This is a genomic window from Shewanella maritima (assembly GCF_004295345.1).
GTDB classification, from domain to species: domain Bacteria; phylum Pseudomonadota; class Gammaproteobacteria; order Enterobacterales; family Shewanellaceae; genus Shewanella; species Shewanella maritima.
In genome coordinates this window covers 1,731,357-1,745,984 of record NZ_CP036200.1, presented here as the reverse complement: position 1 = coordinate 1,745,984, position 14,628 = coordinate 1,731,357, and the positions used below count along the sequence as shown (strand labels likewise).

The window sequence follows — 14,628 nt, the reverse complement described above, 5'->3', positions numbered from 1 at the left end:
GTACTTAAATAGCCTGCTAGGCAATGACATTTAAAGCACGCCGTTAAGACATCCTTGTGGGCTCTGCGAAAACATCCATGTTTTCAAAGGCTTTAAATGTCATTGCAACTAGATGCTACTGCTGATTAAGCTTAGCCTAGGCGGCTTTATATTAAGTGATAACACTAAATCTGCTTTCAGAAGATAGAGCTGTATGCCGTAAAGCCTTGACTGAGTTGCATAGCAGCTTAGCTTTGAGGTAAAAACGCGTTAAGCTTAATATTTATTAAACGCTTTGATAAACAACAAGAATAACCAAGGATAGTAGTATGAGTATTTGGTACAAAGATATCACCCTAGAAGATTGTGAACGCCTGGATGCTGGAATGGGTGGCAAAGGTACCTTGATGACAACACTTGGAATTAAAGTGACCGAAATTGGTGAAGATTACATGACGGCGACTATGCCAGCGGATCCGTCGGTTCATAACCCATTAGGAATTGTGCACGGCGGCGCTAATGTTGCCCTTGCCGAAACGGTTGCCAGCTACGCCGCAAACTTTGCCGTCGATTTTGAAAAGTATTACTGCGTGGGTCAGGAGATCAATGCCAACCATTTGAAAGCCTCTCGCAAGGGCACACTGACCGCAACCGCAAAACCCGTTCATTTAGGTAAACGTAGCTCAGTATGGGAAATTTTAATCCATAATAGTGCTAATGAATTATGTTGTATTTCACGTATGACTGCGGCAGTCGTAAAGCGCTAATAGTAAGCGCTAATAGTTAAGCGCTGAACGCTTAGTCCCGATAGCTAAACAAAGATAGTGAGTAGGGCTGTTTACATAGTTGGTGAACATGCCTAAGGCATATATTTACTGCCGCGACATTAAGGAGAGAGTATGGAAAGCGCCACAATTTGGGAATGGATTGGCTACCTAGCCTCAGTGCTGGTCGCCGTGTCGTTAACTATGTCTGACATTAAAAAATTGCGTTGGTGGAACCTATTAGGCGCAATTTTATTTGTCGCCTATGGCCTAGCAATCGGCGCGCTGCCGGTCGCATTAGTCAATGCCTTTATCGCCTGCATTAATGTGTACTACCTCAATAAGCTATATCGCGAGCCGCAGCAAGATGAAGAGCAGTAAACGCTGATGTAGTGCTATCAGTTCGAGTTGAATTGAATTTTTTTTTACTCTAAGCCTGTGAATGGGAGCTAAAAGCTCCCATTTTTGTTTTTGGCGCTGGCGCGGTTGTGTCAGAAGATAGCTTTCTCATGCTTGTTCTAGCTAGCTAATATTAACTGCTAACTTCGTTGACGTGTTCAATTTATCTTGCTGATAAAAAATTAAATTCTGCATATTACGAGTTGATTAACCCACATCAAACTCCTTAAGTAAATATCACCTAGGCTTCGTCCCTCGCAGAGAACCAATTCTAACAGTAGTTATTTCTACACAACTTTAAATCGATAAATGTGATTGTTTTAATCTGATTTAATCGCTTTTTAAGTTTAGCGCTTGCGCCTAGTATGAAGCTATTCAAGCAGCTAGGAGGACATCCTATGCCAACGTTAGTCGATTTAATTGAGCAGTGGTTAAAGCCAACGAAGTAAGGAATTTGATATGTCACAACAGTATTTAACGAGTCAAAGCGGTGCACCGATCAGCGATGATCAAAATTCATTATCAGCTGGCGAGCGCGGCCCAGTTTTATTGCAAGACTGGCATCTAATTGAAAAGCTAGCGCACTTTAATCGCGAGCGTATTCCAGAGCGCGTTGTTCATGCCAAAGGTACAGGCGTTTACGGTAAATTCACCCTAACTAAAGATTTAAGTGAATATACTCTGGCTGATCACTTCAACGAGGTTGGCAAAGAAACCGAGACTTTTGTACGTTTCTCTACCGTGGGTGGTGAAATGGGCAGTGCTGACGCTGAGCGTGACCCACGTGGTTTTGGTCTGCGTTTCTACACAGCGCGCGGTAATCACGACATCGTGGGTAACAACACGCCGACTTTCTTCTTGCGTGATGGTATTAAGTTCCCAGACTTTATTCATACCCAAAAGCGTAATCCGCAAACAAACTTAAAAGATCCACAAGCTATGTGGGACTTTTGGGCTGCTAACCCAGAGGCGATGCATCAGATCACAATCTTAATGTCTGATCGCGGTATCCCTGCGAACTACCGCCAGATGCATGGTTATGGCTCGCATACATACTCTTTCTGGAATGCTAAGGGCGAGCGTTACTGGGTTAAGTTCCACTTTAAGTCACAACAAGGTGTGGTTAACTTAACCAATGAGCAGGCCGATAAGCTAAAAGGTATCGATCCTGATTCGTCACAGCGTGACATAGTGGTAGCGATTAAAGATGGTAACTTCCCTAAGTGGACAGTGAACGTGCAAATCATGCCAGAAGCAGAGGCTAACACTTATCACATCAATCCCTTTGATTTAACTAAGGTGTGGCCACATGCTGACTACCCACTCATTGAGATTGGTGAGTTAGAGCTAAATCGCTTACCTGAAAACTACTTTGCTGAAGTTGAGCAGGTTGCTTTAGCGCCAAGCAACCTGGTGCCAGGTGTCGGTGCATCGCCAGATAAAATGTTGCAGGCACGTTTGTTTGCCTACGCTGATGCGCAGCGCTACCGCATCGGAGCTAACTACAATCAGTTGCCAGTTAACTGCCCACATGCAACTAAGGCAAATCATCATCAACGCGGTGGCGCGATGGCAGGTACTCAGTGCCCATATCACGGTGGTCAAACCGGTGGTGATGCTACAGCCAATTATGGTCCAAACACCAAAGAGCCATTAGTTGAGTCGGTTGACTTAAAAGAGCCACCGCTGCGCTTAGACGGTGAAGCAGACCGCTATAGTCGTTACAACCAGAATGACTATGAGCAAGCAGGTAACCTATATCGCATCTTTGATGAAGGTGAAAAACAGCGTTTAGTTGAAACCATTGCGGCAACCTTGAGTCAGGTGACGCCTGAAATTCAAAGCCAAATGGTTGAGCACTTCACTAAAGCTGATGCTGACTATGGTCTAAGAGTTAAAACCGCGCTAGAAATTAATTAGGGTTTGTTTCTTAATTATTTGATAAAAGCAGAGTCATTTGGCTCTGCTTTTTTGTTTGCTGATGTCCTTTAACTTCGAGATAGCTTAAACAAATGCGAAAAACCTGCAGTGCGTACTACTGTATCGGTGTAATGTTTCGTCATTGCAAAGGCTAAGGTTAATTCAAGTGTGCCAATTGTTATGTAATTGTTTCTAAACGCCTCGCAAACCCTTTTAAATAGGAAGTTTCTTGCTCGATAATTTTGCCTCTGCTACTGTCGTTTGAACTACAAAAATAACGACGGGATTTTTCAGTGAACTTAAAAATACTTGGCTCAATTGCCATTGTTGCCGGTACTGCCATTGGTGGCGGTATGTTGGCATTGCCTTTGGCAACCGCTGCGCTAGGCATGGTGCCAGCTATTGTGCTGCTGACGGTGATTTGGGGCACATCAGCTTACACCTCTTTATTAATGCTAGAAATTAACCTACGTACTGGCGTAGGTGACAATGTGCATGCAATTACGGGCAAAACACTAGGTAAGCTTGGGCAGGTTATTCAAGGTGCGTCGTTATTAAGCCTGCTATTTGCGCTGACTATGGTCTACTTAATGGGCGGTTCATCATTGCTTGAAGTACGCCTAGAGCCTTTGCTGGGTATGAAGTTAGATAACCGCATCGCGGTGTTGTTATTTACCTTTATCTTCGGCGGAATTATTGCTGTTGGCGTTAGCTGGATTGATAAAGTCTCACGTATTTTATTCTCGGCAATGGTTGTGTTGTTAGTGGTGGTTGTCGCCTTCTTACTACCTGAAGTTAATGCGAGCAACATCATTGGCGAGGCGAGCAAAAGCATTGTTGAAGCAAGTGAGCTAAACCAATTATGGATGGCGGCGATTCCTGTGGTATTTACCTCATTTGGTTTCCATGTTTGTATCGCGACTATCGTGCGTTACCTGGATGGCGATGCGCAATCTCTGCGTAAGGTATTACTGATAGGTTCAACCATCCCGCTAGTGAGTTACATCTTATGGCTGCTAGTAACACTGGGTACTATTGGCGGCGCCACGGTTCATGGTTTTGAAGGCTCGCTGCCAGCATTAGTTGGTGCACTGCAGCAGGTAGCTGATTCAGCCATAATCCGTCAGTGTGTTGATATCTTCGCTAATCTTGCGCTGATCACCTCTTTCCTCGGTGTGACCATGAGCCTATTTGATTACATTGCTGAGTTAACTCGTGCCAAAGACAACCTGGCTGGTCGCGCGCAAACCTGGGCATTAACCTTTGTGCCGCCACTATTATGTGCCTTGTTCTACCCAGACGGATTCTTCCAGGTGCTAGGTTTTGCCGCTATCCCACTGGTAGTGATGATCATGTTCTTGCCTGTCGCAATGGCATTTAAACAGCGCCCGCAAAACCTAGGTGGATATCAGGTTGCTGGTGGTAGCTTTGGCTTAGGACTTATTTCGCTACTAGGTGTTGCAATTGTGGTTGCTCAACTAATGGTGGCGTTAGGCTAAGGTCTAGGTGCTGTGAAGCTAAGCTTCCAGAAATTAACGGCATTTTGTAATAGAGTGTTTAGTTCGCTGGGAACATAGCAACAGTTTTGATAAAGTCAGGCAATTCGCCTGACTTTTTTATTGGCGTTTTCCCAAGGTTGCGAGAGCCTGTGCATGTGTTAGTAAGTAACGCGGAATTCTCCCAACGCTGAAATCGATAAAACGGAATTAAGTAAAATGAAAAAATGGCTATTAACAGCAGCGATTGCCGCCAGCTTTGGTGCAACTGCTGATGAAGGTATGTGGCAACCATATCAACTGCCGGCAATGGCAGATGAGCTAAAAGCAAAAGGCTTAGAAATTGATGCTAAGTCTATCTCTAAATTAACCGAATTCCCGATGAATGCCGTGATCAGCCTAGGTGGTTGTTCTGCGTCATTTGTATCGCCAAAGGGTCTAGTGGTGACTAACCACCACTGTGCATACGGCTCAATCCAATACAACTCAACGCCAGAGAAAAACCTGCTTAAAGACGGCTTCTTAGCAAAAACTTATGCTGAAGAGCTGCCGGCAACACCGGGTTCACGCATTTATGTGACTGAAGAAGTGACAGACGTGACCGACAAGGTGAAGTCAGGTCAAATGAGCAAAACCGGTAATGACTTCTACAAAGGCATTGAGCAAGCTGAAAAAGCCCTCGTTGCTGAGTGTGAAGCTGAAGATGGTTACCGCTGTAAGGTTTACAGCTTCCACGGTGGTCTTGAGTACTACCTAGTTAAGCAAATGGAAATCCGTGATGTACGCCTAACTTACAACCCAGCGGGTAGTGTAGGTAAATACGGTGGCGACATTGATAACTGGATGTGGCCACGCCACACTGGTGACTACTCTTTCTACCGCGCATACGTAGGTAAAGACGGTAAGCCAGCTGATTACAGCAAAGACAACGTACCATACGAGCCAAAGAGCTTCTTGAAAGTTTCTGCTAAAGGCGTAAGCGATGGTGATTTTGTGATGGTTGCAGGTTACCCAGGCCGCACTAACCGTTACCGCACAGCTAATGAAGTAGAGAATCAGTTCGAGTGGGCATACCCAGAAGGTAAAATTCTGCGTGAGCGCTTAATCGAAATCATCAAGACTACGGCTGCTGAAGGCAGCGATGAGCGTATTAAGTACGAAAGCGCGATTGCTGGTCTAGCTAACTATGCTAAAAACTTCACTTCGATGATCGAGTTCTATGGTAAGTCAACCATGCTTGATGACCGTAAAGCACTTGAAGCAAACCTAGCTAAGTGGATTAACTCTGACAGCAAGCGTAAAGCAAAATACGGCAAAACCTTAGCTGAGCTAGACAAGTTAATCGCTCAAGGCCAGCAAGGCCAAGAGCGTGACATTCTGCTGTCTTACATGGGCTACACCACCATGAAGAGCACAGCTGAGCGCCTATATCGCCTAGCGAATGAAAAAGCACTGCCTGATATGGAGCGTGAGCCTGGCTATCAAGACCGTGACATGACTCGCTTTAAGTCGAGCATGGAGCGTATTGATCGTCGTTATGCTGCAAGTGTTGATAAAGCGATTTTAGCTGACTTACTTAAGCGTTACGCGGCGCTGCCAGCAGAGCAACGTCTCAAAGACTTTGATAAAGCATTCGGCATCGGCAAGAAGTTTGATGAAGCCAAGCTAATGAAAACGCTTGACAAAATGTACGCAAAAACCAAGCTAAGCGACAAAGAAACACGTCTAGCATGGATGGACAAGTCGGTAGCTGAGTTTAAGAAGTCTAACGATCCATTCATCAAGTTTGCTGTGGCAACCTATGATGAAAAAATGAAGCGCGAGAAAAAAGCTAAACAACTTGCAGGTGACTTAATGAAGGTTCGCCCGCAGTTTATGGACGCTATTATCGCTTACAACCGTGAGCTAGGTAAGCCAGTATACGCTGATGCTAACTCGAGTCTACGCGTATCGATTGGTAATGTAACAGGTTACTCGCCGCAAGATGGTCTTGTTGCAGTGCCGTTTACTCGCCTTGAAGGTATTGTGGCTAAAGACACAGGTGCCGATCCGTTTGATGCGCCTAAGCGTCAGTTAGAGCTTATTAATAATAAGCAGTACGGTGATTTCTACATGAAAGACATCGACTCAGTGCCGGTTAACTTCCTATCGACACTAGATACCACAGGTGGTAACTCAGGCTCGCCAACCCTAAATGGCCGCGCTGAGCTAGTAGGTCTGCTGTTTGACGGTGTATACGAGAGTATCATTGGTGACTGGGGCTATGACCCACAAACTAACCGCTCAATTCAGGTTGATAGCCGTTACATGCTTTGGGTAATGAAATACCTAGATAAAGCTGACAACCTACTAGAAGAAATGGAAATCGTTCACTAATTTCTTAGGTTAAGCCAATACTAAAAATGCCAGCAATTTGCTGGCATTTTTGTTTTCAGCCCTAAACCACCTACTTCAGTAGGTGGTTATCATTTGTTTAGGCTTTGCTTGTAAATTCTAGTGTTTTCTATATCTGGCAGCTTAGATTGTTTGCTCACGCCGCAATGACATTTAAAGTGCGCAGCAAGCACATCCCTGTGTGCTCGACGAAAACATCCTTGTTTTCAACGGCTTTAGATGTCATTACAACTCTAGTTTATAGTTTCAACCGGTGAAGCTAGGCTCCCTTCTAGGGAGCTAACACAAAGCCACCTTTTTCAGAAGGTGGTAATTTACATCTGTTAAGGGAACATACAGTAAGACTAGTCAGCCTTAGTCAGTGACCTTAGCGAAGCGAGTTCATCATTGGTTAACTGGCGCATTTCACCCTCATTAACATCTGCAAATGTTAACTCACCAATGGCTATGCGTTGTAAGTCGCAAACGTAATAGCCTAATGCTTTTGCCATGCGGCGAATTTGGCGGTTCATGCCTTGAGTTAAACATATTTCAAACTGACGCGTTGAGCCAATCTCACCAATCGCGCTAACGTGGCATGGCTTGGTAGTGACATCCTTATAGCTAACCCCAGTTGCCATTTTGTGGATAAACTCGGCATCAAACTCACGCTCAACTGTTACATGATAAGTCTTAGGGTAATGAAACTCTGGGTGCATAAGCTGTTGGTTAAACAGCCCGTCGTTGGTCAGTAATAACAAGCCGCGAGAGTCTTTATCTAGCCGCCCGACTGAAAACAATCTGACATCTTCAGGCAGGTGGTGGATGAGGCTAGCTTGGCGCTGGGCATCAAGATTACAGTCAATCCCCACTGGTTTGTGGTAAATCCAATATTGTTTTGCTTCAGGCTTATCAACAGCAATGTCATCGACGTAAATATCTGGGACTTGCGCATCATCGACCTTGTCGGTGTGGTTCGCTAAACGCCCGTCAATTTTAACTCGCCCTTCGGTTATCAGTTTTGATGCGTTTTTGCGTGATGCCACGCCGCACATGGCAAGATAATGAGCGAGTCGGTATTGAGTCATGAATTAGCTGCTTATGCGGTTTGTTGAAAGTGCGAGTGGCCAATTATTGTTAGCCCGAATGGCTGGATTATAAATTAGCGTAGCTAGATTGGACAATGACAGACTGTTGATGCTTGATGTGTTTGCGCATATCTAAGCAAAGTGACACACACCAAAGGATATTGACGTTGGTGAGTAACCACATCGACAACGACACAGTACAAATACTGTTGTCGGCATGGGCGCAAGGTGGAAAATCTAGCACCGACCAATCAATTTGCAACATTAGGCTTAAGGTGCACAGCACACCAAAGGTGGATAAAGCCAAGACCTTTTTCGAAATAGTTGATTTTGTTCTAAAAAAATTGGGGATACATAGTAAATGCAAGCTAAAGGAGCTGAGCATATACAAGGTTGAAACCTTACGGTGCCAGTCAATAAAGTTAATTGGGAACACGCCCATCAACAAAATGCTTAAGCCAACAATGGCGCCTGTTACTGCTATGTAGCGGTTAAGGCTATCGTTAAAGGTAAAGTAAACCCCAAGCATGGCCAGCATTAAACAAAAGCCAGCTGACAACAAAGACATATTAAATACGATCGCAAATGATGAGGTGAGGTAGTTACCAAAGGTGTCAGGACGAGTGTTTATGGTTTCGAGTGTGAGGCCGTTAGTTTCAACATACAGGGTAGCGCCCACTCCAGCAGTGCAGATCACCGCTGTGAATAGCGACATAAAAAATATCACTAGATGTAGGTCAAGGTTGTGCTGTGAATTAGCCAAGTGTTCGCGATTTTTGGTTATTGTTTTACAAAATATTAACCTTAAGACTGACAATGTCAAAGCAGAAAGTTGTCTCGCGATGAGGAGTTATGGTGGTGTTTAGCCAGGTCGTTGCTGCGTAGTTGCACTTAAGCTGTTAAAACTACAGACGATATTGTTTTAAGCTAGGTAACAAAAAGCCCCAAAAATGGGGCTTATGAATATGTCTTTCTGGCTTAAAAGCCTTTGTTTCCGTAGGCGCTATGCGGTGCGCTTACGCATGGTGACAATGACTACAGCAACAACCGCTAGGATCATGCAGTACCACACGTTTGAAATCGCTGCTAAAGGACTGATAGAGAAAGTTGAGGCAATGAGCAGTGCTTGTGCGCCATGAGGGATTAGGCCTTGTACAATACAGGCGAAGATATCCAAGATACTAGCAGCACGCTTGGGTGTAACCTGATTCTTTTGTGCTAAATCTTTAGCAATATCACCAGTAACCACAATCGAGACTGTGTTGTTGGCCACACAAGTATTTGTTGCCGCGACTATGCCCGCCATACCTAGCTCTGCAGCACGGCTTGACGCTTCACCTTTTTTCGATGAAAAACGAGCAATAAGCGCCTCAATCTTAGAGCTAACAAAAGCTAACCCGCCTTGTTGTTGCATTAGCGCAGCAAGGCCGCCGACAAGCATTGAAAGAATGAAAATTTCTTGCATGTTAGTGAAACCAGCGTAAATGTCCTGACCAAAGGTAACCATGGTGTAGTCGGCTGTTGCCACGCCTGTTAAGCCTGCCAGAACGATACCGATAGACAAGACCACAAATACATTTAAACCAGAGACTGCCAGAATAAGAATGGTTAGATAAGGCACTACATTAATGAAGCTATAGCTTTGCGCTTCAATATCTGCCTGACCTTGACCCGCAAAAGTAAAGGCAATCAGGGTGATAAAAGCTGCTGGCGCTGCAAAGATAATGTTTTCACGGAATTTATCTTTCATTTCACTACCTTGAGTACGGGTTGCCGCAATCGTGGTATCTGAAATAATCGATAAGTTATCGCCAAAAAGTGCACCAGACATGACCGCTCCCGCCATTAAAACGTAATCAATTTGCGCTTGGTCTGCCACGCCTAATGCCACAGGTGCAACTGCAGCAATAGTGCCCATTGAAGTACCCATTGCGGTAGCAATGAATGCGGCGATGATGAAGAATCCTGGCAGAAGTAATTCTGATGGAATGAATGATAAGCCCATGGCGACGGTAGCATCTACGCCGCCCGTTGCTTTGGCTACAGAGGCAAATGCACCAGCTAACAAGTAGATCAAGCACATGGCGATGATGTTGCTATGGCCGATACCTGCAATGAAGGTTTCGATGGCATTGTTTAGTTTTTGCTTAGATAAGATCAACGCCAGAATGATTGCTGGCAAAATCGCAATCACACTTGGTAGTTGATAGAATGCGTAATCAACGCCCTGACTTTGGAAATAGAGTCCGGCACCAATGAACAGGCCTAAAAACAGGAACAATGGTAACAGCGCAATAAATGACGCTGGCGTGGCGGACGGAGCCGCTGATGGTGTTGTTTTTATTGTCAAAATTTTCTCTCTTTTATACGCGCCAAAAATGACTGCACAAATGATCCATCAAATTAAAATCGGTGATGTTAGGGCCTGTTGCTCTTTCAAGATTATTTTTGCAGCTGCTTGTTGGAAATTTATACAAGGCAACGACTTTGATGTGTGGTTGTTCCACATGATAAGTCGTTAACGCAGTAGAAATGACAACAAGCGCTGCCTGAAAGGTTCGTTTAAAAGCACTTTACTCTTTGTTGCGAGCGAATTTGTGTAGGTGACTAGACGTCATCGCTCGCGTCGCGATTAAAGTGCTTTTAATTCGAACAAATTCTAATCAGCAAAGAACTACAGGCCCTCGCGACCCTTGCTCAATATGAGTGAAAGCGAGTCTTGCCTAATGAAGGTAAAATTGCTTTCGCTAATATAGTTAACACATCACCCTAGGTTTTTGCCAATCTTAGGGATTCAATCCATTACTGTCAATCTAGACGTCTAGACTTCTTTGTGTCTGTTGTTATTTTTATCTTATTGATTAAATTTTGTTTGGTTTTGTGGCGATATGTTAATTAAGCCAGTAACTTCCCCTGTCATCATGACCCTGGAAAGTGGGCTGTGTGAGGTGGGTATCTAAGAATTCAAAAGTGAGTTTTAGCCAAAGGGGAAAATGGCAGTGCAACATATTATTAAGCTGGTGGCGGCGAGTTTTAGCCTGTTTATTCTGTGGGTGATTTACCTAGCCAATACTGGGGCATCTAGCTCACTGTTTCAGCTTGTGGCGGCCATTCCTTATGGTGACAAACTTGGGCACTTGCTGTTGTTTGGTAGCCTGTCCTGCATAGTAATTGTTGCTAGCCGTTTTTATTGCATCACTCTTTTAGGCAAACAAGCATACCTCGGTGCGATAGTGGTGAGTTTATTTGTTATTGCTGAAGAGTTTTCCCAAGCCTTTATTGCTACTCGCACATTTGATTTTACCGACTTGTTGTTCGATGCCATTGGCATTGGGTTATCCGTCATTGTGTGTCGCAAGCTGCAACAGCGACTGGATACAGACCAAAGCAAAACACTTTAAGATTTAGGGAGCATAGCTAATGGCTAGCTTATGAAAGCTAGCACTATCATTAAGCCTCTTTTGTGGATTGTTCTGTTATCCGCTCTATCAGCCATTCTCCGGCGATACCTAGTTGGTTGCGCCAAAGTGCTTCAACAGGCCAGTAGTTTCCCATGGTGCCAAACTCAAACATGAGATCAACCAACTGGCCATTATCAACAAGGGGTTTTGACAAATGCGCTGGATACAGCGCAAACCCAAGACCAGCTAGCAACATTTCCCGCATTTGATAGAAACTGTCTACGCTGATCACACGCGTTGAGTAGCGCATGGCCTCGCGGTATTCAGGTTTAGTGCAAAAGCCTTCAGTTAGCAGAATTTGCGAGAACTTATCCATATCCTCAGGTTCAATATGACCTCGGTATTTGGTCAATGGAAACGTTGGCGCACAGACTACTCGCCATTCAAACTGGGTAATGGTTAACACGTTCATTCCTCTAGGCACCTGGTGGCGGCTAGGTCCTACATAGATATCAAATTCGTCGTCATAACTTGTGAGTGACTCAGCATCGATGAATTTCAGCTCTAGGGTTGGGTAGTTATCGTTCAGCTCCGATAGCAGTTGGTTGAATTCTAGGGATAAAGTGTAAGGGTGTACTGCGATGGTTAAGCTCGGTTCTATCCCCAGGCTCAGTGTTTCTGCATGCTGTTCCATTAAAAGGACTTTAGGCACTATGTCGAGTGCTTGAACATATAGCTTCTTACCTGCATCGGTAAGTTGAGGGCGCTTACCATGATGGCGCTCAAATATATTTAGTTCTAAGTCAAACTCCAGGGCTTGAATGGTTTTATTTACCGCTGTGTTGCTCACGCCTAGCTCTCTAGCAGCAGCCGAGAAGCTGCCGTGCTGGGCGACCGCAACAAGGTACTTAAGTCGCTCGAAAGTAATGTGCATATTGCCTCCACCTCAAATTCTGTTGCTAATTACAAGTCGCTTGAATCTTAGAAACTACTAACTTCAAAACTCAAGATCCTAACTTCAAGGCCCTAACTTCAAGAACTGTACTTCAAACTTTAGGTTGCAGGTTTTGACACTAACATAATTTTTAGTCTGCTTAAAATAGGCTCATCAGCAATAACGCTGCAAGTTTAAACAAAAGGCAGGCAATCATGAAAAAATCATTAATCGCAGTCGCACTATTAACCACACTTTCTGTTGGCATGGTAGAGGCAGCCAGCTCAATCGGCAAAATCCGTGTAGAAATGGGCGCAAATGCAAGTAACATTCTTCACCCTGATGTAAACCGATACACATACAAGCACTTGAGTGAGTTTGTAAATACCAAGCAAATTGACAATGGCGGCTACAAACAGGTCATTGAACTGCCAAAATCTTATAAGCAGTTAGATCTAAACATGACGTTTGAGCACAAAGGCGAGCGTCTAAATTTGCTTGATACTCTTAATAAGCACCGTGCAGATGCATTTGTCGTATTGAAAAACGGTGAGATAGTAGCCGAGCAATACTTTGATGGTCAGAGCGAACGTACTCATCACCAGATGATGAGTGTGACCAAATCCTTCACCGGTATTATCGCTGCAACCTTAGTTGCTGAAGGGAAACTTAATCGTGACGCCCTAGTAAAAACATATATTCCTGAACTAGCGCAATCGGCATTTAGTGATGCAACTGTGGGCGAAGTGTTGGACATGACCAACAATCTTAAATATTCAGAGGCCTACGAAGACCCTAACGCCGAGGTGTTTAAGCATGCGAAAACAGTAGGTTTAACACCTAAAGAGCCAGGTTATGCCGGTCCGCAAACCATTCATGAGTTTTTAGCAGAACTTGAAAAAGACGGCGAGCGAGATCACGGGCAAGAGTTCCATTACTTAACCGCCAATACAGATGTTGTGGCCTGGTTGATTTCAACTGTAGAGAACAAACCGTTTAGTGAAGTGCTGCAAGAGCGTATTTGGACCAAGTTGGGTATGGAGCGCGGTGCATATATCATGTCAGATCCAGCGTCGGTTGGGCTTGCTTCTGGTGGGTTAAATGGTACGGCTCGAGATATGGCTCGTTTTGGACAAATGCTGGCCGATGGCGGTAAAAACCTAAAAGGCGAACGAGTTATTCACCCTAGAGCGGTTATGGAAACAGTGAAAGGTGGTGACCCAGAAAAATTTGCCAAAGGTGGTTATAGCGAAGGTGCATTAGCTGGATGGTCTTACAAAAATCAGTTTTGGCACACTATGAATGACAATCAGGCATTCACAGCGCTAGGTATTTTTGGACAATGGATTTATGTTGACCCAACCGAAAATGTTGTTGTGGTGCGCCAAGCCTCTTCTGAGAAATCTGTTGTTGACGCCTACGACCATGAAATGGTGTCTGCCATCAACGAAATCGTGAAACAGCTGAAAATGATTTAATCAACATGGTCCTTTCGTTGTTTACGCCTCGCTCACTGCTCACTGCTCATTGTTTATTGTTTATTTTAGTTGAGACTAAAAAAGTAAGCAGAGGCACGGTTTAAAATGATAAATCCCTTGCATAAGGCAAGGGATTTTTACGTCTATAGCGTTCCACGGTGAAGCTGATTAGCGCTCGCGTTTAAGGACCCGCTGCTGATTTTGGATTAATTCCTGACTAGTGCAGTACCCGCTTGCTAAACGGTAGGCATGGTTAGTGTCATCGACATAGAAAAGCGCAGGGAAGCCACTAACCTGAAGCTGACGCGTTATCTGCAAATGCTGCTGCAAACTTTGTTCGGTTTCTTTTGAGTTAAGCGCCGTTTTAAATTGCTGTTTATCTATTCCTATTTCGCCAGCACAACCAATAAGCGTTTGATCTAAAGATGGATTCAAAGCCTTTTGGTAATACGCCGATTGAATTGCCTTTACCATCTGTTGAGCGCTTTTTGGCATTAGCTTTTCAGCGGCGATCACTGCGCGGCAAGCCCCATAGGTTGAGCGATAAGGGGTATTTAATCTCCAAAAATCATGGTTAAAGCTGACCTGAGTTTTGCTTTCGATTTGGTGCCAGTAAGATGCGATGGTTTGCTTTAGGTTCTCGTCCATCGGCGTTGTCGTGTCGGGCGCCAAGCCGCCCATAATCCAGTCAACTTTAGCTTCAGGATGCGTCACTAAAAAGGCTTCGAGCTCGCCCTGAAAGCCGTAACACCAACCACACATGGGGTCCATCACGTACAACAATCGCATTTTTACC

General features: G+C 44.5%; 12 protein-coding genes. 7 read left to right on the top strand and 5 right to left on the bottom strand.

Annotated features, from left to right (window positions below):
- Positions 1-308: 308 nt before the first annotated feature.
- From EXU30_RS07550 to EXU30_RS07530, 5 genes are all read left to right on the top strand, one after another.
- Positions 309-746, top strand: a complete 438-nt coding sequence (locus tag EXU30_RS07550; RefSeq protein ID WP_130598819.1) for a PaaI family thioesterase — start codon at positions 309-311, stop codon at positions 744-746.
- Between the two features lie 132 nt (positions 747-878).
- Complete coding sequence (locus EXU30_RS07545) at positions 879-1,124, top strand: YgjV family protein (protein WP_130598818.1); 246 nt, start codon at positions 879-881, stop codon at positions 1,122-1,124.
- A 477-nt stretch (positions 1,125-1,601) separates the two neighbouring features.
- Positions 1,602-3,062 (top strand): catalase KatB, encoded by a 1,461-nt coding sequence (katB, locus tag EXU30_RS07540; protein WP_130598816.1) that lies wholly within the window; start codon positions 1,602-1,604, stop codon positions 3,060-3,062.
- 293 nt (positions 3,063-3,355) lie between these two features.
- Entirely contained in the window at positions 3,356-4,561 is a 1,206-nt protein-coding gene (locus EXU30_RS07535) for an aromatic amino acid transport family protein (RefSeq protein ID WP_130598814.1), read from the top strand.
- A gap of 216 nt (positions 4,562-4,777) precedes the next feature.
- Positions 4,778-6,934, top strand: a complete 2,157-nt coding sequence (locus EXU30_RS07530; protein WP_130598812.1) for a S46 family peptidase — start codon at positions 4,778-4,780, stop codon at positions 6,932-6,934.
- Between the two features lie 362 nt (positions 6,935-7,296).
- Here the strand turns inward: EXU30_RS07530 and EXU30_RS07525 are convergent, their stop codons facing one another.
- From EXU30_RS07525 to EXU30_RS07515, 3 genes are all read right to left on the bottom strand, one after another.
- Positions 7,297-8,019 (bottom strand): pseudouridine synthase, encoded by a 723-nt coding sequence (locus EXU30_RS07525; protein WP_130598810.1) that lies wholly within the window; start codon positions 8,017-8,019, stop codon positions 7,297-7,299.
- Between the two features lie 67 nt (positions 8,020-8,086).
- On the bottom strand, positions 8,087-8,734 hold the full coding sequence (locus tag EXU30_RS07520; protein WP_130598808.1) for a hypothetical protein: 648 nt from the start codon (positions 8,732-8,734) through the stop codon (positions 8,087-8,089).
- Positions 8,735-9,022: 288 nt separating this feature from the next.
- A complete protein-coding gene (locus tag EXU30_RS07515; RefSeq protein WP_423213363.1) occupies positions 9,023-10,369 on the bottom strand; it encodes a Na+/H+ antiporter NhaC family protein in 1,347 nt (448 codons plus the stop codon).
- A 643-nt stretch (positions 10,370-11,012) separates the two neighbouring features.
- Here EXU30_RS07515 and EXU30_RS07505 point away from each other — a divergent pair.
- The gene (locus tag EXU30_RS07505) at positions 11,013-11,420 is read left to right on the top strand and encodes a VanZ family protein (protein WP_130598806.1); all 408 of its coding nucleotides are present in this window, start codon (positions 11,013-11,015) and stop codon (positions 11,418-11,420) included.
- A gap of 49 nt (positions 11,421-11,469) precedes the next feature.
- Here EXU30_RS07505 and EXU30_RS07500 read toward each other — a convergent pair whose 3' ends face one another.
- Complete coding sequence (locus EXU30_RS07500) at positions 11,470-12,354, bottom strand: LysR family transcriptional regulator (RefSeq protein ID WP_130598804.1); 885 nt, start codon at positions 12,352-12,354, stop codon at positions 11,470-11,472.
- 215 nt (positions 12,355-12,569) lie between these two features.
- Between EXU30_RS07500 and EXU30_RS07495 the strand changes: the two genes are divergently transcribed.
- A complete protein-coding gene (locus EXU30_RS07495) occupies positions 12,570-13,832 on the top strand; it encodes a serine hydrolase domain-containing protein (RefSeq protein ID WP_130598802.1) in 1,263 nt (420 codons plus the stop codon).
- Positions 13,833-14,000: 168 nt separating this feature from the next.
- Here the strand turns inward: EXU30_RS07495 and EXU30_RS07490 are convergent, their stop codons facing one another.
- Entirely contained in the window at positions 14,001-14,621 is a 621-nt protein-coding gene (locus EXU30_RS07490) for a DsbA family protein (protein ID WP_130598800.1), read from the bottom strand.
- Positions 14,622-14,628: the final 7 nt, after the last annotated feature.